This is a genomic window from Pseudomonas sp. Ors-4-3C (assembly GCF_055755035.1).
Genome location: NZ_CM146900.1, coordinates 2,449,222 through 2,466,864, shown reverse-complemented (window position 1 = coordinate 2,466,864; position 17,643 = coordinate 2,449,222). Strand labels below are relative to the sequence as shown.

The 17,643-nt window shown below is 60.8% G+C and carries 19 protein-coding genes; 15 read left to right on the top strand and 4 right to left on the bottom strand.

Features of this window, described 5'->3' with window-relative positions; all coding sequences use genetic code 11:
* Positions 1–210: 210 nt before the first annotated feature.
* Both ACVHNU_RS10850 and ACVHNU_RS10845 read right to left on the bottom strand, forming a co-directional pair.
* A complete protein-coding gene (locus tag ACVHNU_RS10850) occupies positions 211–663 on the bottom strand; it encodes a DUF805 domain-containing protein (RefSeq protein ID WP_103483515.1) in 453 nt (150 codons plus the stop codon).
* 15 nt (positions 664–678) lie between these two features.
* Positions 679–1,026, bottom strand: coding sequence for a DUF4190 domain-containing protein (locus ACVHNU_RS10845; RefSeq protein ID WP_473019684.1), 348 nt, complete (start codon positions 1,024–1,026; stop codon positions 679–681).
* A gap of 583 nt (positions 1,027–1,609) precedes the next feature.
* Here ACVHNU_RS10845 and ACVHNU_RS10840 point away from each other — a divergent pair.
* The 15 genes from ACVHNU_RS10840 to ACVHNU_RS10770 all read left to right on the top strand — a co-directional run bounded on the left by ACVHNU_RS10840 (position 1,610) and on the right by ACVHNU_RS10770 (position 11,863).
* Positions 1,610–2,551, top strand: coding sequence for a sigma 54-interacting transcriptional regulator (locus ACVHNU_RS10840; RefSeq protein WP_473019683.1), 942 nt, complete (start codon positions 1,610–1,612; stop codon positions 2,549–2,551).
* 10 nt (positions 2,552–2,561) lie between these two features.
* The gene (locus ACVHNU_RS10835) at positions 2,562–2,876 is read left to right on the top strand and encodes a type III secretion system major pilin HrpA (RefSeq protein WP_472978235.1); all 315 of its coding nucleotides are present in this window, start codon (positions 2,562–2,564) and stop codon (positions 2,874–2,876) included.
* 68 nt (positions 2,877–2,944) lie between these two features.
* Positions 2,945–3,862: a DNA-binding protein gene (locus ACVHNU_RS10830; RefSeq protein ID WP_473019682.1), complete on the top strand. Its 918-nt coding sequence runs from the start codon at positions 2,945–2,947 to the stop codon at positions 3,860–3,862.
* A gap of 32 nt (positions 3,863–3,894) precedes the next feature.
* Positions 3,895–4,251, top strand: a complete 357-nt coding sequence (sctI, locus tag ACVHNU_RS10825; RefSeq protein WP_103483514.1) for a type III secretion system inner rod subunit SctI — start codon at positions 3,895–3,897, stop codon at positions 4,249–4,251.
* 9 nt (positions 4,252–4,260) lie between these two features.
* Entirely contained in the window at positions 4,261–5,055 is a 795-nt protein-coding gene (gene sctJ / locus ACVHNU_RS10820; protein ID WP_103483513.1) for a type III secretion system inner membrane ring lipoprotein SctJ, read from the top strand.
* Positions 5,052–5,681 carry a hypothetical protein gene (locus tag ACVHNU_RS10815; RefSeq protein ID WP_473019681.1) on the top strand — a complete coding sequence of 210 codons (630 nt, stop codon included), beginning with the start codon at positions 5,052–5,054 and terminating at the stop codon, positions 5,679–5,681. Before sctJ ends, ACVHNU_RS10815 begins: the two co-directional genes overlap by 4 nt.
* Positions 5,650–6,255: a type III secretion system stator protein SctL gene (gene sctL / locus ACVHNU_RS10810; protein ID WP_473019680.1), complete on the top strand. Its 606-nt coding sequence runs from the start codon at positions 5,650–5,652 to the stop codon at positions 6,253–6,255. The genes ACVHNU_RS10815 and sctL overlap by 32 nt, the downstream gene beginning before the upstream one ends.
* A gap of 63 nt (positions 6,256–6,318) precedes the next feature.
* Positions 6,319–6,540 carry an HPr kinase gene (locus ACVHNU_RS10805; RefSeq protein WP_003225084.1) on the top strand — a complete coding sequence of 74 codons (222 nt, stop codon included), beginning with the start codon at positions 6,319–6,321 and terminating at the stop codon, positions 6,538–6,540.
* On the top strand, positions 6,527–6,937 hold the full coding sequence (locus ACVHNU_RS10800; RefSeq protein ID WP_003225083.1) for a type III secretion system chaperone: 411 nt from the start codon (positions 6,527–6,529) through the stop codon (positions 6,935–6,937). The genes ACVHNU_RS10805 and ACVHNU_RS10800 overlap by 14 nt, the downstream gene beginning before the upstream one ends.
* Positions 6,930–8,936 (top strand): type III secretion system outer membrane ring subunit SctC, encoded by a 2,007-nt coding sequence (gene sctC, locus ACVHNU_RS10795; RefSeq protein ID WP_103483510.1) that lies wholly within the window; start codon positions 6,930–6,932, stop codon positions 8,934–8,936. Before ACVHNU_RS10800 ends, sctC begins: the two co-directional genes overlap by 8 nt.
* Positions 8,937–9,036: 100 nt before the next feature.
* Positions 9,037–9,231 carry a hypothetical protein gene (locus ACVHNU_RS10790; protein WP_146774697.1) on the top strand — a complete coding sequence of 65 codons (195 nt, stop codon included), beginning with the start codon at positions 9,037–9,039 and terminating at the stop codon, positions 9,229–9,231.
* Positions 9,224–9,574, top strand: coding sequence for a hypothetical protein (locus ACVHNU_RS10785; RefSeq protein ID WP_003225079.1), 351 nt, complete (start codon positions 9,224–9,226; stop codon positions 9,572–9,574). The genes ACVHNU_RS10790 and ACVHNU_RS10785 overlap by 8 nt, the downstream gene beginning before the upstream one ends.
* Positions 9,575–9,672: 98 nt before the next feature.
* Positions 9,673–10,071 carry a type III secretion system chaperone gene (locus ACVHNU_RS10780; RefSeq protein WP_400505337.1) on the top strand — a complete coding sequence of 133 codons (399 nt, stop codon included), beginning with the start codon at positions 9,673–9,675 and terminating at the stop codon, positions 10,069–10,071.
* A gap of 126 nt (positions 10,072–10,197) precedes the next feature.
* Positions 10,198–11,544, top strand: coding sequence for a pectate lyase (locus ACVHNU_RS10775; protein ID WP_473019679.1), 1,347 nt, complete (start codon positions 10,198–10,200; stop codon positions 11,542–11,544).
* Position 11,545: 1 nt separating this feature from the next.
* Positions 11,546–11,863 carry an HrpW-specific chaperone gene (locus tag ACVHNU_RS10770; RefSeq protein WP_103520945.1) on the top strand — a complete coding sequence of 106 codons (318 nt, stop codon included), beginning with the start codon at positions 11,546–11,548 and terminating at the stop codon, positions 11,861–11,863.
* 55 nt (positions 11,864–11,918) lie between these two features.
* On the opposite strand, the gene ACVHNU_RS10765 is transcribed toward ACVHNU_RS10770, so the two are convergent.
* Positions 11,919–12,530 carry an aspartyl/asparaginyl beta-hydroxylase domain-containing protein gene (locus ACVHNU_RS10765; RefSeq protein ID WP_473019678.1) on the bottom strand — a complete coding sequence of 204 codons (612 nt, stop codon included), beginning with the start codon at positions 12,528–12,530 and terminating at the stop codon, positions 11,919–11,921.
* Between the two features lie 78 nt (positions 12,531–12,608).
* Positions 12,609–17,570, bottom strand: coding sequence for an AvrE-family type 3 secretion system effector (locus ACVHNU_RS10760; protein WP_473019677.1), 4,962 nt, complete (start codon positions 17,568–17,570; stop codon positions 12,609–12,611).
* Between the last annotated feature and the right edge of the window lie 73 nt (positions 17,571–17,643).

The following is a 17,643-nucleotide window of genomic DNA, read 5'->3' as shown; positions in this document are numbered from 1 at the left end:
ATCGAATGAAGCAAAGGTAACTATCATTCGGAATGATATAAGACCGATTCGAGCCCTCTAGCATGCACCTTTCGTTAGGGGGCTATCAATCTGTTTGATGACAAATCTATGTTGCGCCGCGAGTAAAAATCCAGCGGCGTTTCAGATTCATGTCGTACAAACAAAAAGACGGCCATGAAGGCCGTCTCGTTCAACGTGCTGCGGGGTGATTCAGTTGTTGCCTTTGCGGTTCGGCCCGAAACGGTTTGGCCCCGGCTGGCTGTCTTGCACCAGGAACACCAGGTTGACGATCGGCAGCAGCAACCACCAGCCGCTACGGTCGGTGTCGTGCATGCGGCGCGCACCGGCGGCAATGCTCGGCAGGAACATCGCCAGACTGTACAGGTTGTAGAGCACGCCCTTGGTGTTGAGCATTGCATCGAGAACGCCCATGACAATGCAGATACCCAGGTTGATCAGCACGAACATCCAGTATTCGCGGCGAGTGGCGCGGCCTTTGAATTCGGCGTAATTCTTCAGCGCTTCCACGTAAGGGTTGCCCGTGGTGATCGCGGGACCGCTTGCATAGGACTGTTGAGTGGCCTGAGGTGCACCGCACTGTGGGCAGGCCACAGCCAGACTACTAATCTCCTTGGCGCAACCACGGCAGAAAACCAAGCTCATATTTTTTCCCTAAAATTATTCAATCGATAGACAGGACAAAACGAACGCGGCAAGGCCTGACAAAACAATGCCGGCAATCGCGATGTTTCTTCCTGGGTGTTTTTGGTTGATACAGACGATGCCGCAAGTGAGGCCCGCAAGGCTGAGAATGCCCACACCGACAATCGCATCCCTGTCCCATTCGGAATCATCAAACAGGGTAAGTGCGCTGATAATTCCGAGGATCAACGAAACGATGGCCAGCCAGGGTATTGCAGCTTGCGTTTGCGGCACGCAGGCCTGTTGGGCAGCCCCGCATTGGGGGCAGGTGAGCGCCGTTTCGTGTAGCTCCTTGGCGCAAGCACGACAATAGACCATTGCCATCGTTTTCCTTAACTGAGTGCGAATGCCCGACCCTCCATCGGTCGGGGCGGCGGTAAGTTAATAGTTATTGCAAGATTTGTCATGCAGCGTTTGTATAAACAGCCTCTCAATGTTTAATCCGAGAGAAAGTAAGCGGGTATTACCATTGGCTGTTCATTTTGAGATCCCTGAAGTTTTCTGGCGCTTTTTGAGGTGTACTTTCGCAGATAGCGTCAAGATGTCAGGGTTATTGATATTCCCTATGATTGAGCTGTTGAATTTCAATTTTGCCGGCTCGAACGGTCTGCATAGACTGCCTGACAGCGGATGTCTGCTCGATTGACAGTCGCGCGGCAGATTTGCGCAAATACAAGCCGCCGTCGTTCATGCAAGCATTGCCGGGCAGATCCAGTCAGTGGGGGATTGGCTGTGAAAATGAACGCCGGGTACCTGCTGATCTCTATCGTCCAGAAAAAAAAGAATGGTGTGGCAGGCATACATTGCGTTCGCGACGTCGATTCTCCTTTCAGTGTTTTGCGTTGAGGAAGGTGCGGCGTTCTGTATTCCTCGAGCCCGACAGAAGTGATCATCATGAGGGAACAAGATGACCGGGGGTTTTTCGAATAATCACTCTACGCATTGGGAACATGAAGTTCTCGACAGTGCAGGGACGCTGCAAGCTTTCATAAATAAGGCTGCGCCATTGAAGGTCGATATGGTGCTGGAAGGCGAAACCGGCACCGGCAAGGACACGCTGGCCCGACGTATTCATCAATTGTCCTGTCGCGAGGGACCGCTGATTGCACTCAACTGTGCAGCGGTGCCCGAACAACTGGCCGAGAGTGAATTGTTCGGGGTCATGGCCGGCGCCTATACCGGCGCGTCAAAGTCCCGGGCGGGCTACATCGAAGCCTCCAACCACGGCACGCTGTATCTCGACGAAATCGATAGCATGCCGTTGCTGCTCCAGGCCAAGTTGCTGCGTGTGCTGGAGATGCGCGGTATCGAGCGCCTGGGCTCGACGCGCTTTGTGCCGCTGGACCTGCGGGTAATCGTCGCCACCCAGACCCCCCTGGAAAAACTGGTGGAAGAGGGAAAGTTTCGCCGCGACCTGTTTTTTCGCCTCAATGTGATCAAGATCCAGCTCCCCACCTTGCGCTCGAGCCTGCAACACATCCAGCCGTTGTTTCAGCGCTTCGTCAATGAAGCCGCCGTGCGTCACCATCAACCGATTCCGCAACCCGACCCCGACCTGCTCAAGCGTCTGCTCAGCCATCGCTGGCCGGGCAACATCCGAGAACTCAAATGCGCTGCCGAGCGTTTCGTGCTGGGCATGCCTGCGTTGCAGATGGATGCACCTTTCGGTGATTGCCAGTCCGGCGTGCCGCTCAAAAGCCATTTGCGCCTGTTCGAGAAAACCCTGATTCAGGATTGCCTCAGCCGTCACGACAAGTGCATTGACGCGGTGATCAGCGAACTGGGGATCCCCCGACGCACCCTTTACCACCGTATGAAAAGCCTGAGCATCGATTCCCCCGAGCTCTGATCTCGGGTTTGTGCGCATCGATTTGCCGACCTCATGGAACCGCTTCCGAGAATCGACCACTCACTGTTCGAACACCATTGGGGTGTTCAAACAACCTTCGATTATCAGGAGTAACACTATGGCCGGTACCGCATCCCTTGGCGCTTCGATGGCTGCCATGACGCAGATGGACGCCACTGCTGCAGCAACCACCACCATGAACGCCCAGGCTCAGTCCAACAAGATGATGACCGATACCGTCAACGGTATCGCCAGCGCCTATCAGGACTCTGCCACCAAAGCGCAGAACGCTGCCCAGCAGACCGGCAAGGCGATCAACTACTAAGTGGTCGTGGGCCCTCTCGACTCCGGTCGAGAGGGCCATGACTTGCGCAGTCAAGCAGGAGCACATCTATGTTTTCCACTTCGATAAGCATGCCCCAGACCACCTCGTTCCAGGGCGGTTTCAATACCTCCGGCCTGGGCAATCTGCAGAGCAACTCCGACAGCGGCGCCGGGCAGATCGCCTCGTTGCTGGGCGAGGCACTGTTCGAGAAAAACGGCAGCGGCGCGAACATCCGTGATGCGAAAAACCCGCTGCTGGGGATGATCGCCGACTACATGGACAAGAACCCGGACAAATTCGGCAAACCCGACGATGCCAGCGGCAAGGTTCGCAGCTGGCGTGATGAGCTGAGTGAGGACAACTACCTCAACAAAGAGGAGAAGCAGGCCTTCACCCAAGGTCTGGAAGGTCTGATCAAGGACATTCTCGGCGGCGGCACCCAGAACGGCGGCAACGTCGGTGGCAGCAATGGCGGCTGGAATCCGGGCGCCGGCAATACCGGCAACAGTCAGGGCAGTGGCGGTATCCAGGACTTGCTGTCGTCGTTGCTGGGCAATCTGGGCGAAGAAAAACTCGACAACCTGCTCAAGCCAACCGGCAACCCCGTGCGTGACGCGAAGGGCGAAATGGCTTTCTCCAACGACGACAAGGACGTGCTCAAGGAAGTCGCGCGTTTCATGGACATGCACCCGGAAGAGTTCGGCAAACCGGACGGCAAATCCAAGGACTGGATGGGCGAGTTGTCCGAGGGCGATCTGTTCATGTCCAAGGGCGAGAGCAAGCAGTTCCAGAAAGCCATCGACATGATCAAGGGTGAGGTCAAGGGCAGTGCCCAAGGCAATTCACTGGGTGGACTGTTCCCCAATGCCGAGCAGAACTTCCTTAACGGCGGTGCCGGTAACACCCTGAAAACCGACGCCAGCATCGCGGCCGGCAACGTCTTGTCGGTGCTGGTACAGCAAAGCTCCACCAGCTATCGCGGCTGATTGTAAACCTTCGTCCCGGCAGGAGAGCATGAATGGCGATTACAGGGGTAACAGCTAACCACTCGGGTCTATCCGTTACCGAAGGGCTGCCGCTCAGGCCGCCTGCCGAGGCGGACATTGCCTGGTTTAACTCACAGATGCAGCAGGCCGCTGCCCGGCCACCGCGCGAGGAGGCGGCAGATTCGCCGATCGCCCGGGCTTCTACGGCCCTGCAAAAGGATGCCGACAAGGCCGATCGAGACTTGCAGCGAGCATCGCGCTCCACCGATCCGCAGCAGGCGTTGCAGGCCAACCGGTCCTTGTCCTCGTTTTATCTGGAGAGCCTGCTCAGCGCCAAACTGGTGAGCAAGGCTGCTCAGAGCGTAGAAAAACTCACCAGTCTTCAATAAGGCCAGACCATGCATTTCAAGGCATTCAGGCGGCTTGTGCCGGCGCTGATGATCCTGCTGCTGTGCGGTTGTGGCGAGCGTATGGAGCTGCATCGCGACCTCTCCGAACAGGACGCCAACGAAGTGCTGGCGGAACTGGCCGGCAAGCACATCGATGCGCAGAAGCGGCTGGACAAGAACGGCGTCGCGGTGCTGGTGGCGACCCGTGACATTTCCCGGGCGGTGCGGGCGCTCGAAGCCGTGGGGTTGCCGCGCCGCTCGCGCTCCAGCCTGGGTGAAGTGTTTCGCAAGGAAGGGGTGATTTCCTCGCCGCTGGAAGAGCGCGCGCGGTACCTCTATGCCTTGTCCCAGGAGCTGGAGCAGACCCTGTCGCAGATCGACGGTGTGGTGGTGGCCCGGGTTCACGTGGTGCTGCCGGAACGGGTGGCGCCGGGCGAACCGGTGCAACCGGCGTCGGCAGCGGTGTTCATCAAACACCGCGCGGAACTCGACCCGGACAGTGTACTGCCACGCATCCGGCGCATGGTTGCCAGCAGCATTCCGGGAATCAGCGGCGCCGATGACAAGAAACTCGCGGTGATCTTCGTGCCCGCCCAGAGCTATCAGGAGGCCGAGGAACAGGTGAGTATCGGCCCGCTGCGCATGACTCAGGAACGCTGGCAGTTCTGGCAGTGGCTTGCCGGGCTGTGTGTGCTGGCGGCGTTATTGCTGGCGGGCGGATTGCTGGTGCTCAACCCGCAATGGCGTCAGCGCCTGGGCAAAGCGGTAGGCGGGGCGAGACCGACGCCGTCCGATCCGCGATGAGTGTGCCGGCGGTTTCTCCGGAGCAAGCGCTGGCCTGGGTGCGCTGGTGGGTGCAGGGCGCACGGCAAGCCGAGGCTGATTGGGCTTTGGGCGAGCAGAACGTTGCAACACACTGCCTGGCGTTTTTACGCAGTCATTCGGGGCCGTGGCTGGATGCGCATCTGGGCATGAGCGCCGAGTGGCCCGCCACACCCAACCCCGTTCTGTTGCCGTTGCTCAGCCTGGATCGTGAGCAATGGCGGCGGGTGTTGAACCTGGTGGCAACGGTCTGCGCGGGCAGCCAGACCCCGCAACCACCGGGCTTGAGCCAGCCCGAGCTGATCTGGTGTCGACGTCTGGGCAAGGCGCTGCAACCGGGAAACTGGTTGCCGCCGACAGCGTTGGCCGACACTGCCGAGATTCGCGGCCTGCGCCTGTTGCGGGCGTGGGTGGGGGAGTCGGCCTGGTCTCGCTTGCGTCTGACGTTTGCCCGTTCGCGCGTGGTCGATGCCGAACGTGTGAGTTTCGCTTCGCTGCCGGGGCAACGCCTGACGAGCCTGTGGCAGGCCGTCAGTTGGTACGCCCTTACTGTCCCGAATGAACAAGGAACGCCCCATGTTGACTCGCCGCTGTCTGACGTTCAGTGATCCTCAGGCGTTGCCCGACGGCCCGGTTCTGCGCCGTGAAATCCTCGAACAAAATCTGTTGGCCAGTCAGCTGCTGGAGGCTGCCCGCAGCAATGCCGAAAGCATCCTCGCTCAGGCACGCCGGCAGTCGGCGCAACTGGCCGACGAGGCCCGTGAGCAGGCACGGGCCGAGGTCTGGCGTCAGGCGGACGCGCTGCTCAACGAATGGCAGCGGCAGCGGCAACAGATGTGGACGGACATTATCGCCAGTGCCGAAACATTGGTCAGTGAGGCCATGCAGTGTCTGTTGGGCGAAACGGCGCAACCGGAGCGTATCAAGGCGCTGTTGCGCCAGCTCGCCGCAGCTCAGCCCTCGGATGAAGCAGGCGTGCTGCACTGTCATCCTGCAGCGCTGGATGCCGTCAGCCACCAGTTGCAGACGACGCAAGCGTTGTGGAGTGTCCGCGCCGACCCGCAACTGCCGCCGGACAGCCTGTGCCTGCGAACGGCGCTGGGGGATTTCAGCCTGTCGTGGGGCGCCCTGGTCGCCCAGGTCTGGCCATTGCCGCAAGTCCCGGCGCAATCAGTGCGATAACGCATGGAACCAAACTCGAAGGCTGACCACTCAGTGGGCAGTTTTCGGACCTGGAGTCTCACCATGCTGTCTTCTGATGCACTGCGCCGCCGTCTCGACAACACCTTCGAACACACGCAAAAGGATCTGGATTCCGCGGCTTTGTCACTGGATGCGTTTTCCCCGGATGACTGGCACGCGTTCAACTCGGCGATCCGCCAGTCCTCCACCGCCAGTTGGGCGGCCAATCAGGAAATTGTCGTCAAGCACAACCTGGCCAAGGCAATCATCAATGAAATCCGCTGAGCTGAGCGTCACCGTGCAACGCTGGCTGGACAGTGGTGAGGGCGAGCTGACGCTGCTGATCGATCAGCAATCGGTGCGCCTGCAACGGCGACCCGCCGGAGTGCTGTGTTGTGCCGGATTGAGTGTCGCCTGGCGCGGTGGCGACGCCGACCTTGAAGCGGCTCTGCGTTTGTCCGGCCCCAGTCTCGGACGCTTCAGCGCCGCCCTGGCGCTGGACCCGCAGGAGCGGCGTCTGTGTCTGGTGCGCTATCTGCCATTCGACGGTGTCAGCCCGATCATCGCCGCGCTGGAAGCCTTGGCCAATCAGCGTGAAGTCTGGGAAGCGATGCTGGCCCATACCCCGGCACCGGTGCGCCCTCGGCATCACGCTCTACCTTTGGGGCACCGTTATGTTTAAGCATTTGTGCGGGATGTCCCTGCTGCTGGCACTGTCGTTGCCGACCCTGGCTGCGGTCCCCGCTGACTGGGGGCAATCGGCCTACGCCTACGAAGCCACACAAACTCCGCTGGACACCGTGCTCAGGGATTTCGCCAATGCCTTTGGGGTCGGCCTGAGTGTGACCGGTGTCAGCGGTATGCTCGACGTCAAATTGCGCGCGACCAATGCCGTGGAATTTCTCGATCGACTGGCGCTGGAACACCAGTTTCAGTGGTTCGTCTACAACGGCAAGTTGTACATCAGCCCCCAATCGGCTCAGGTTGCACAGCGCCTCGAAGTGTCGGCCGATGCCGCGCCGGATCTGAAACAGGCGCTGACCGATATCGGCCTGCTGGACAAGCGTTTCGGCTGGGGCGAATTGCCCGATGAAGGTGTGGTGCTGGTCAGCGGGCCGGCGCGTTATGTCGAGCTGATCCGCAGCTTCAGCAAGGAGAAGATCAAGCCTGACGAGAAGCAACAGGTGATGATGTTTCCGCTGCGTTTTGCGGCCGTTGCCGACCGGCAGATTCAGTACCGCGAGCAAACCGTGAGCATCCCCGGCGTGGCGGCGATTCTCGAAGGGCTGCTGGAAAACCAGCGCTCCACGACGCCTTCAGCGCTGGACCCCAAGGCCAATATCAATGCGCTGCAGAGCATGGCTGATACTGCCCGGGGCAAGATCGTGCGTTTGGCCACGGAGCGGGTCAGCGGCCGTGCCGAGGTCAAGTCCAACGCCAGTGGACAGCGGCGCGTTGCCGCTGATGTGCGCAACAACGCCGTGCTGATTTACGACAACCCGGACAAGCGCGGGCAATACCAGCAACTGATCGAGCAGCTGGATTTGCCGAGCAAACTGGTGGAGATCGACGCGATCATCCTTGATATCGACCGCAGCCAGTTGACCACCCTGGAGTCGCGCTGGTCGGCCCGTGCTGGCAGCGTCACGGCGGGTAGCTCGCTGCTCGGCAGTGGCTCGTCGACCTTGTTCATACGCGATTTCGACCGATTCTTCGCCGAGATTCAGGCACTGGAGGGGCAGGGCGTGGCCTCGGTGATCGCCCGTCCCTCGGTGCTGACCCTGGAAAATCAGCCGGCAGTGATCGACTTCAGCCGCACGCAGTACATCACCGCCACCGGCGAGCGCGTAGCGACGATTGAACCGGTTACGGCCGGCACCAGCCTGCAAGTGATTCCGCGCACCATTGCCGGCGGTGGCGACAATCGTTTTCAGTTGATCGTCGATATCGAAGATGGCCAGCTGGAGCAGGTTCGCGACCAACAGACGCCGACCGTCAAACGCGGCACGGTAAGCACTCAGGCGGTGATCGCCGAAAACCGTTCGCTGGTGATCGGTGGTTTCCACGTCGATGAGCGTGGCGACCAGCAGCAACAGGTTCCGGTGCTCGGACAGATTCCGTTGCTGGGGCCACTGTTTTCCTCCAACAAGCGCCAGACGTCGCGGCGCGAGCGCTTGTTCATCCTGACGCCACGCCTGATTGGCGACCAGGTGGACCCGGCGCGCTATGTGGCCAGCGAAAACCGCGGGCAACTCGACCGGGCGCTGGCGTCCGGCCGTGAACCGGGAAAACCTGCGATTTTGCGTGCAGCGATAGCCGCGACTTTTGCCGGTCTGGTCAAGGGCGCTATCCCGGGTGATATCAAACAGTCATCATCTGGTGCGGCCTTGGGCGACCTGTGTAAAGTGCCAGCGACGCTCACGCTGGATCGGCAGCGGATGCAGTGGTTCAACGCAACGGATTATCGGGTGGCGGTCGGCGTGGTGAAAAACACCAGTGCCACACCGCAGCGCATTGACCCGGCAGCTTGTTCAGGATCACAGACATTGGCCGTAACAGTTGCGCCCAAGTTCCTGTTGCAACCTGGTGAATCAACTGAGATTTTCGTGGCTTTACGACCGACGGCGACTGCAACGCCTGCGGCAACACCGGCACGGATATCGATGTTGCCCCCACAGTGATGGGGGTTATAAAAAATAACGAGACCTGCATCGTTTTTTCGCCGTCCTGCCCAATGGGTGGCCGGAAAAGGATGTAGCGTCCGACAAGGAAGGTGACGAGATGAAGTTGTACCAGGCCATTATTGTGGCAGCGAGTCTGCTTTTGTTGAGCGCTTGTACTTTAATTCCAGAAGCTTCATGTGGTTCAGGTGATTGTCAGCAACTTGGCGCCAATAATGCCGAGTTGAATGTCTGGTGGTCTCCCGCACTACGGGATGGCGGCGGCGAATACAGTACGGTGTCTCTGAATGACTGAAACGATTTTGCAAAGTACCGATCAACAGGATTTTCTTGCGCGCATCGGCGAGAAGCAGGCCAGTGCCTGGCAATGGGCTCCGGGCATTGAGTTCGTGTGTCGCAAGGAGAGTCTGGGCTGGGGGCTGGCGCTGAATATCCAGCGTCAGGCACAACGTCCCGATTTGTTTTCGGACGCGCTTAAACGGCGTTTCGAAAATGTTGAATCCTACGACGGTTACTACATTTGCCTGGATAGCCAGCACACTTTCGTGGTCTGGCATGAACTCAACAATGAATATCAAGGAGAACAACTACAGGCGTTACTTGCTCAACTCTTGTCGCTGGCCGGGTTGAAACACTGATTTCGCAATGTTTGTTCTGAACGGAACTCCTCGTCGTTGTTTTTCCACTCATGTTTCGTACCGGCAGCTGTCCGGCGAAATCAACTACAGGAAAAGCAATGGCGAACTCCGAGTCCATCATCCAGCGTTTAATTGCCCAGTTGGCCAGCCAATTGGGCACGCCACTTACCTTTCAGCGCGGCGTCTGTGCGTTATATGACCGCGACCATCTTCAAGCGGCTGTCATCGAGTTGCCGGAACACAGCGAAACCGTGGTTTTGCATTGTCGCCTGGGCACTGCGCAACCGGGGGCGGACAACCTGCAACGTCTGCTGAGCATGAACTTCGATGTCGCGACTTTGCGCGGCTGCTGGCTGGCCCTGGATCAGGGCGACGTGCGCCTGTGTACTTCCCGTGAACTGGCTCGACTCGATGAAGACACCTTCGGTGGGCTGGTGCAGGGCTTTATTGCCCAGGTACGGGAAACCCGCCTGAGTCTGGCCCGGCTGCTCAATTGATTGACGAAGGAACTGCCTGCCAGCGCCGGCCACACAGAGGGCGTGTCGCCGCACAGTGCTGCGGCGAGCACGGTGGATCGCAGGCCATCCCGGCCTCGATCCGGACTCTCTCAGCAACGGGGTACGATGCAGATGGCAGATTTCAGTGTTTTTTCAGGGCTTTCACAGAGTGGGTCGGTGGCCGGTTTGTCGCTGGATCAGAGCACGCTGCCAGGTCAGAACGCGCCGTCCGGTGCTTCCGGGTTGCATGATCTGGCCAGCATGCTGGCCGAGATGTTGTTGGGCTCATCGTCGGGCAAGGAAGCCGGCGCCTCCGACCAGAGCGCCGGCGATGATTTGCTGCAGAAGCTGCAAGGGTCGGGCAAGGACGGGCAAACCGCCACCGAGGGCAGTGGCGGCGAGTCGTCCAAAGAGTTGCTGACTCAGGTCTTGATGGCACTGTTCGAGAAGATCCTCGGCGGCGACGGTGCTCAGGGCGGTGACGGCGCACAGGCCAAGGGTGTGGGGGGCACGCAAGGGGCTGGCGCTGGTTCGAGCCCCGAGGATCTGGTCAATACGCTGATGAAGAGCCTTGGCGAAGGCTCCCTGAACAGCGCGATCAGTCCGACTGCCGAGGGCGGCGGACAAGTGTCCGGCGACGATCGACTCAAGGAACTGCTGGAGATGATCGCCCAGTTCATGGACAGCCACCCGGATACCTTTGGCACACCGGGAGCCGACGGTGGTGGCACATCAAGCAAGGGCGGCGCACCGGTAACCGGCAACACTGTGCCGGTGCCGGACGCTGGTGTCAGTCCGAACCCGGAAGCTGGGGCACCGGTTCTGGACAACATTGGTGCAGCGCCGGTGACGTTCCCGACCGCTTCGAGCAACCCGACCGTGGTCAACAGCACCATCAAGGTCGGGCCGGGCGAAGTGTTCGACGGCGGCGGCAAGACCTTCACTGCCGGTGCCGCACTGGGCGACGGTGGTCAGGGCGAGTCGCAGAAACCGCTGTTCGAACTGGCTGAAGGCGCCACTTTGAAAAACGTGATCATCGGCGAAAACGGCGCTGATGGCGTGCACGTCAAGGCAAACGGCGAGGACCCAGTCAACGTGGATAACGTGCACTGGACCAATGTCGGCGAAGATGCCCTGACGGTGAAGGACGGCGGCGCCAAGACCACCCACCTGAACATCACCAACAGCAGTGCCCAGGGCGCGGTGGACAAGATCTTCCAGCTCAATGCCGATGCCAACGTCAATGTCGACAACTTCAAGGCCAAGGACTTTGGCACCTTCATGCGCACCAACGGTGGTCAGCAGGGCAACTGGAACCTCAATCTGAGCAACATCAGCGCCGAAAACGGCAAGTTCTCCTTCGTCAAAAGCGACAGCGAGGGTTTGAACATCAGCACTCACAACATCGACCTGAAAAACGTGCAGAACGCTTACAGCAAGCTGCCCGAGTCGACCCGGTTCCAGGAGGTCTGACATGAGCGCCCAGCCTTCAATCCCGAGCAGTTGGAAGGCGCTGGTTCATGGCAATGGCGAGCTGGATGCCCGTCAGCGTCAGGCGTTCGAACAGGCCATCGCTCTGGTCAGTCAGAGCTTGCGGGCGAGCCTCGAAAAACCGGCGATTCGCCGCAGCGAGCGCTTCAGCCTGCCGCGTTACATCGACAGCCTGGAACAGGATTTCCAGCCGCATGGCGCAACGGATCAATTACAGCAGGCAGCTGCGCTGACGGCCTACTGGATTGTCCGTTTGCTGGCTGAGCGTTTGCAGGAAGCGAACGCTCAGCCGCGCCGCTAACGGCCACCATAAAAAAACGGGCACCTGGTGACAGGCGCCCGTTTTTTATTGCGCTTCAGTGCTGGCCCTGCAGGCGTGCCTGCTCGAATTCCAGATAAAGGATCGTGCGCGGTGCATCGCTGGCATTGACCACAAAATGATCCTGCGAGCCGTCGAAGATCACCGCCGTGCCGCAGCGATGCTGATAAAACTCGCCGGCAACGTTCAGGTAGGCGTAGTTGCGTTCGGCGGCCGCGCCCAGGGTCAGGTGCATTTGCAGCAGGCCTTCCTCGCAGACCTCGGGATGACGGTGAGTGCTGAGCCAGGCGTGAGGCTCCAGTCGAGCGAGGGCGGCGACCTTGAGCCCGGCCAGGGTTTCGAGCAGCGCCACCGTGCGCGGCAGTGCCGCCCGGGCGGGAGGCAGTACCTGATCGCGGAACAGCAGCGGGTATTGCACCCAGTCGCGGTTACCACCGGCGTCGCCCCAGCCTTTGAGCCAGCCATAGTCGCCGCCCTGTTGCAGGTGCGTGGTGACTTCGTGGTGAATCTGTTCATGAGCCTTGTCAGTGCGGTCGATGTCGAGCACCGGCGCTTGCAACGTCAGCACCTCGTGCTGCATCAACGGCCATTGCGCGGCCAGTTCGGCCAGTAACGGAAAATCGTCGAGGGGATAAAACGCAGGACGCATGTGGCCTCCTTGGAGAGTCTGGATAATCGCTTGGGGAAAAAGCCGTGGCCACGCGGGCCACGGCGAAGGCAGGCAGGTTCAGCTCTTGAGTTGCAGGCCGTCTTTCTTCAAGGCGTCCACCGTGGCCTTGAGCGACGCCCCAGGCCTTGAGAGTTCGCCGTCGAGGAAGTAACTCTTGGGGGTGTCCTGATCCTGGCCATAGCTGAAGTTGATCTTGCCCAGCGTCTTGTTGACGTTGAGCGAAGCACTGCTGCTGTAGCTGACCAAGGGCAGCGGCGAGGTGAAGCTCTCGGGCTGGTTGACGCTCTGGAACACGGTGATGGCCTTGATCCGCATGTTGTCGCGGTCGCTGAGGAGCGCCGCCAGTTCCTTCTGCGACAGGTCGCCTCGGCGGCTGCCTTCATCGATGCGGTCCTGCACCGAGTCCTTGAGTTCAAGGCGCACTCGCGCCAGGGTGCCCGGCGTGCCTTGCAGATCCTTGACCAGGGCCTTGAGCGTCGGGTCCTGGCCGAGCAACGCGGAGACGCGCTCAGCGTTGCTCGGCGAGTGCATCGGGCTGACCAGACTCATGACCTTGGACACCACGCCTTGCTCGTCCAGACGCGAGAGGTTGGTGTAGGAGCTTTCAAAGCGTCCGCCGTCGAGCAGGCTGTGTCTGGCCTCCGCCGCCTGTTGCTGTACGCCGGCCCGCTTGAGCGCGCGCAGGGCTGCGTATTGCTCGTCGTTTTCCGCCGGTTTGTCGGCGAAGTGTCGCTGCAGACCGTCCAGTTGCTTTTGCAGTTTTTCCTTGGGGCCGAGGCCTGCGTAGTCGGCATGTGCGGTATCGGCCAGTCGCGTCAGTATCTGTTGTGACGCCGGATCCTTGAACGCGGCGCCGAGGCTGCCACCGAGTTTGCTCAGGTTGGCACTGGTCAGCGGTTCGGCTTCCTTGAAGGTGAATTTGACGCGTTTGCTGGTCTTGTTGTCGACGTTGACGGTCGCACTGCCACCCAGTGGCGCGACCACGCCCTGCGAGGCGCCGGACGGCTGGGCATTGCTGCCGGCGAGCTGGGCGCGGGCGAACAGTGAACCGCCGAAGCTGTTGAGCGCGCGCGGACGGTTGCGGCTGCTTTCCTGCAACTCGCCCTTGTTGCTGTGCTGGTCGAGGGAGTAGTTGGTGTAGTTGAGCAGGTTGACGTTGACCGTGCCGCCGACACCGAGCCGTGCGGCGGCGGATAACGGCGAGCTGTCCTTGTCGCTGATGCCAAGGGCGACGCGCATCTCGGCGCTGGCGCTGGCATTGACGTCGACGTTGAAACGCAGGCCTTTCTGGGTTTCGTGATCGACGCCTTTTTTCATCACTTCAAGCGGACTCATCTTGCCGCTGAACAGGTTGTCGACGAACTGATCGATGCCTTCGTCAGGCACGGTGAACACCACGCCGTCACGCTGAGTGCGGGTGGCGGTGCCGGTGACGTCCACGCCCAGGCGAAACGCCGGGGTCAGTTGCCGATCATTGCCGATATCAACCTTGGTGAACTTGTCCACTTCGCCGGCCTTGAAGAACCCCGGCCAGTAGTCCTTGCCGCCACCCACGCCACCGCTGGCCATCCCCGAGCCTTCACGTTGCAGGTACACGGTCACGCCTTTGTCGCCACGCTCGGCGTTGAGGTTGTAATTGCGCCCGCCACCCACCGCACCGCTGGGCCACGGGCCCATGCCCTTGTTGGCCAGCGACACGAACGGCGTGCTGAGGTTGAGTCCGTAGCTGCGTTGCAGGGCAATTTCGTCGTCGGGGTGTTCGAGTTGCTTGAGCGCCGACTTGAGCTGGTCCGCCAGTTCCGCCTGGGTCTTGCTGCCGGTTGCGGCCCGCAGGTTGACGCTGGTGGCGTGGTCTTCCTTCTTGAACCCGTTGAGGAAGGCCTTGATGCCGTCATAGGACGCTTCGAGGTTGGCGTGATCGGTGAAACCCATGTCGGTGATCTGCTTCACCGGATGTTCACCGTAGGTCTTGTCCCGCAAATCGCTGAATTGCTTTTTCAACTGCGCCAGCTGCTGGCTGTTGTCGGCGTCGGGGCGGAGCATTTCCACCCTGCCCAGCAGGTCGCCGAGGTCCTTCAGCGTCACCACGTCCAGCGCCAGCCGGGCTTTGGTCAGTCCTTGGCTGTCACTGGCGTCACGGCGTTGCCCGAGGGGAATATCGGCCTTTTGATGAGAGAGCTTCATGCCGTTGTCCTGCAGGGTCTTGAGCAGGGTGCCGGTGGGATTGTCCGCTGACGGTGCAACCTGCTTGAGTGCGCCTTGCACCTCCTTGAGCAGGTCATGACCTGAGCTGGCGATATTGAGTTTTTGCCCGAGGTTTTCCAGTTTCATGCTCAGTTGCGTGCGTCGTGATGCCGGCGCCAGTTCGCCGTGGATGTTCAGCAAACCCTCCTTTTGCTGCAGCAGTTTCGACTTGCCGTGCTGCTGGCCCAGATGCCGGGTGGCCCGCAGGCTGTTGTCCTCCAGCTCGCCGCGCAGGGATTCGAGATCCTGCAGCAGGTCGGCGCCTTGCGGGCCAAGATCGAGCTGACTGATCCGCGACTTCAGATCGCGCCCCGGCGGCGCGGCGGGCTGATCGTGATTGAGAATTTCCAGACGCTTGAACAGCTCGCCTTCGGACTTGTACAGCGGACGCAAACCTTCGCGGCCGTGGTGGTGGTGCTGGATGTGGTTGCCGATATTTTTCAGTACCCGCGGGGTTTCCAGCGTCGGTTTGAAAATGTTGGCGCGGATGAATTCACGGGTGGGCGCACGGTTGGAGTTTTCCACGTTGCCACGGCCCATGAAGTTGGCATTCAGGCGTGCGGTGAGGCCGGTACCGGGAATTCTTGCGGTTTTCTCGCCGCCGCGCACTCGCGTGAACAAGTCGCTGAGGGCGTTATGGTCGGCCGGGCGCGGTGTCACGGGTTGCCAGGTCTGGTCCTTGAGCTGCAAGGGCGGTTGCTCGGGGTTGTCCCTGACGGTCACGTTCAAGCGATTGTCATCGCCGGTGCGGATACTTTGCAGCCGTTGCCCGGCCGGCAGCGGCACGGGTTTCCAGCTGGCCTCAGGGCGCGGCTGGTCGGGCTTGGCCTGCCAGTCATCCTTGGCCAGAGTGAACAGTTTGCCTTCGGTGGTCAGCGCATGCAGGTTGTGATTTTCGTCCAGTGCCAGCGAGGCTACGGTGCCTTCCAGATCGAGGCGGCTGAGGTCGCTGCTGGTGCCGTCGGGATGATGCGCGGTCAGGCGCTGGTTGCTGTCCTGGGCGACAAACTGCTTGTCGTTGAGCATCGCGAATGCAGTGATATGGCGCTCTTCAAGGCCGGCCAGCGGCTCGCCCAGTGCAACCTTGGTTGAGCGCGGCGGCTGGTTCAGGGTGTGGCTGCCGCCGACGTTGACGGTGTTGTAATGGGGGCTGACATCGAGCTTTTTCAGCTGCCCGTCCTGCAGCAAATAAGCTTTGCTGTCGATACCGCGCTGCAACTGCTCGACGCCCTTGATGCCGGTGTCCTTCCAGTCCTGACTGGTGGAGTCCCAGCGCTGCACACGCTGATCGCTCAGGCCCACCCGGCCCAGCCGATCAAGGTCGAAGGTCTGCGCCGGCGTTGGCGCGGCACTGCCGGGCAGGCCGCGCTTGTTGTCCAGCACCAGCGCGTCACTGAGATTCCAGCCATCCTTGAGGCGCAGATTGGGCTCGTCCAGCGCATGGGTGTGGGTCTGCCCGGCGCGATCGCTGAGCAACACCTGCAAACCGCCCTGATTGTCATGGAGCAAACCGCTGACCTGATGTTTGCCGCCCAAGCGTTCACCTTCGGGGTGGAAGTGCTCCTCGGGCATCAGTTGCAGGGTCGGCGATTCGGCATCGATATCCGCACGCTTGACGCTGTACAGACGACCTTCAGTGTCGCTGACGAACAAGCGCTCAGGGCTCAGGCCGATGTGCCTGGCTTCGGCCAGGCCGCCATTGAGGATCAGCGTCTTGCCGGCGCCGGCAGCCGGGGTTTCCTGTGCCAGATCGAACAGGTGCAGGGTACGGTTCTGCTCGTCACTCAGGGTCGCGACATGCTGATCGGCGCCGACTGAAAAGGCCTTGAGTTGCGGAATATCAACGTGCGGTACATCGCGGCTGGTGAGGTCCACCAGATGATCACCGATCTGTCCATACAACTTGCCGTTGCCCTGACTCGACAGATGGCTGAACTGCATGTCTTCGCTGCCCGGCGGCGTGCTCCAGGTGCGGCTGGCGTGATCGAATTCGTAAAGCTTTTCTTCGTGCAGACGCAAGGGCTGACCGTCGCGATCCTGATGGATTCCGGTCAGATGGCCGAGATGCGCGCGGCCAATCGTGTCCAGTGCGTTGCCGGTGTTGACGCGTGCTTGCTGGTCTTGCAGGACCAGTGTCGGTGACTGACCTTTGCCGGTTTCCTGCGGGCCGGCCGGCTGGCTGCTGCGCAGCATTGTCACGGCGATCGGCGTCTGTTTGATGTGCAGCAAATGGCCTTGGGACTCCAGCAGCAGATGGTCCTCGCCATTGCGGTCACTGGCGCTGGCCTGATAGTGCTGCCCGGATCGGGTCAAGGTGCTGTGCAGCAGATCGGCCACCGCAGCCGGTTTGAAATCACTGAATTGCGGCTGGCCCTTGGCATCCAGATGTATCTCCGGCGACTTGTCGTCGCTCGGCGTGCGACGCTGAATGCGCTCTTCCTGACCATTGAAGTGCGCGGCGTTGCTGCGGCTCAGTCGCGGCGTTTGCCCGGTGTTGCCGGCGCTCGAAGACGAGGCCTGCGGTTCGCTTTCCAGTGCCGCCGACGGATTGGCGTTGCTGGCCGAGGAGGAGGGGGCCGACAGGCGAGGCGTCGCCTGGGTGTCCTGTTTGACATGGCCGACCAGGTTCAGCAGGCGTCGACCCAGATCTCTCAAGGTGTGACTGCTGCGCTGGGTCGGTGCCTGCGGCTGTTGTTCCAGGCCCAGCGGGTTGTGGGTGGTCTGCGGGAGGGGCGCCAGCGTCGGCGACGCCGTCCGTTGAATCGATGACTCCATGGGAGAGCTCCAGGTCATGGACTGACACGGCGGGGTCGTTACGTCCGCCTTGGGCGTTCAGGAAAAATTCCTT

Bases quoted from the DNA above. Each gene is read 5' to 3' on its own strand.
- ACVHNU_RS10785 (WP_003225079.1), top strand. From the start codon at position 9,224: ATGACTGAAACGATTTTGCAAAGTACCGATCAACAGGATTTTCTTGCG.
- ACVHNU_RS10800 (WP_003225083.1), top strand. From the start codon at position 6,527: ATGAAATCCGCTGAGCTGAGCGTCACCGTGCAACGCTGGCTGGACAGT.
- ACVHNU_RS10770 (WP_103520945.1), top strand. From the start codon at position 11,546: ATGAGCGCCCAGCCTTCAATCCCGAGCAGTTGGAAGGCGCTGGTTCAT.
- ACVHNU_RS10765 (WP_473019678.1), bottom strand. From the start codon at position 12,530: ATGCGTCCTGCGTTTTATCCCCTCGACGATTTTCCGTTACTGGCCGAA.
- ACVHNU_RS10805 (WP_003225084.1), top strand. From the start codon at position 6,319: ATGCTGTCTTCTGATGCACTGCGCCGCCGTCTCGACAACACCTTCGAA.
- ACVHNU_RS10780 (WP_400505337.1), top strand. From the start codon at position 9,673: ATGGCGAACTCCGAGTCCATCATCCAGCGTTTAATTGCCCAGTTGGCC.
- sctC (WP_103483510.1), top strand. From the start codon at position 6,930: ATGTTTAAGCATTTGTGCGGGATGTCCCTGCTGCTGGCACTGTCGTTG.
- ACVHNU_RS10830 (WP_473019682.1), top strand. From the start codon at position 2,945: ATGTTTTCCACTTCGATAAGCATGCCCCAGACCACCTCGTTCCAGGGC.
- ACVHNU_RS10775 (WP_473019679.1), top strand. From the start codon at position 10,198: ATGCAGATGGCAGATTTCAGTGTTTTTTCAGGGCTTTCACAGAGTGGG.
- sctJ (WP_103483513.1), top strand. From the start codon at position 4,261: ATGCATTTCAAGGCATTCAGGCGGCTTGTGCCGGCGCTGATGATCCTG.
- ACVHNU_RS10845 (WP_473019684.1), bottom strand. From the start codon at position 1,026: ATGGCAATGGTCTATTGTCGTGCTTGCGCCAAGGAGCTACACGAAACG.
- ACVHNU_RS10815 (WP_473019681.1), top strand. From the start codon at position 5,052: ATGAGTGTGCCGGCGGTTTCTCCGGAGCAAGCGCTGGCCTGGGTGCGC.
- sctI (WP_103483514.1), top strand. From the start codon at position 3,895: ATGGCGATTACAGGGGTAACAGCTAACCACTCGGGTCTATCCGTTACC.
- ACVHNU_RS10760 (WP_473019677.1), bottom strand. From the start codon at position 17,570: ATGGAGTCATCGATTCAACGGACGGCGTCGCCGACGCTGGCGCCCCTC.
- ACVHNU_RS10850 (WP_103483515.1), bottom strand. From the start codon at position 663: ATGAGCTTGGTTTTCTGCCGTGGTTGCGCCAAGGAGATTAGTAGTCTG.
- sctL (WP_473019680.1), top strand. From the start codon at position 5,650: ATGTTGACTCGCCGCTGTCTGACGTTCAGTGATCCTCAGGCGTTGCCC.
- ACVHNU_RS10840 (WP_473019683.1), top strand. From the start codon at position 1,610: ATGACCGGGGGTTTTTCGAATAATCACTCTACGCATTGGGAACATGAA.
- ACVHNU_RS10790 (WP_146774697.1), top strand. From the start codon at position 9,037: ATGAAGTTGTACCAGGCCATTATTGTGGCAGCGAGTCTGCTTTTGTTG.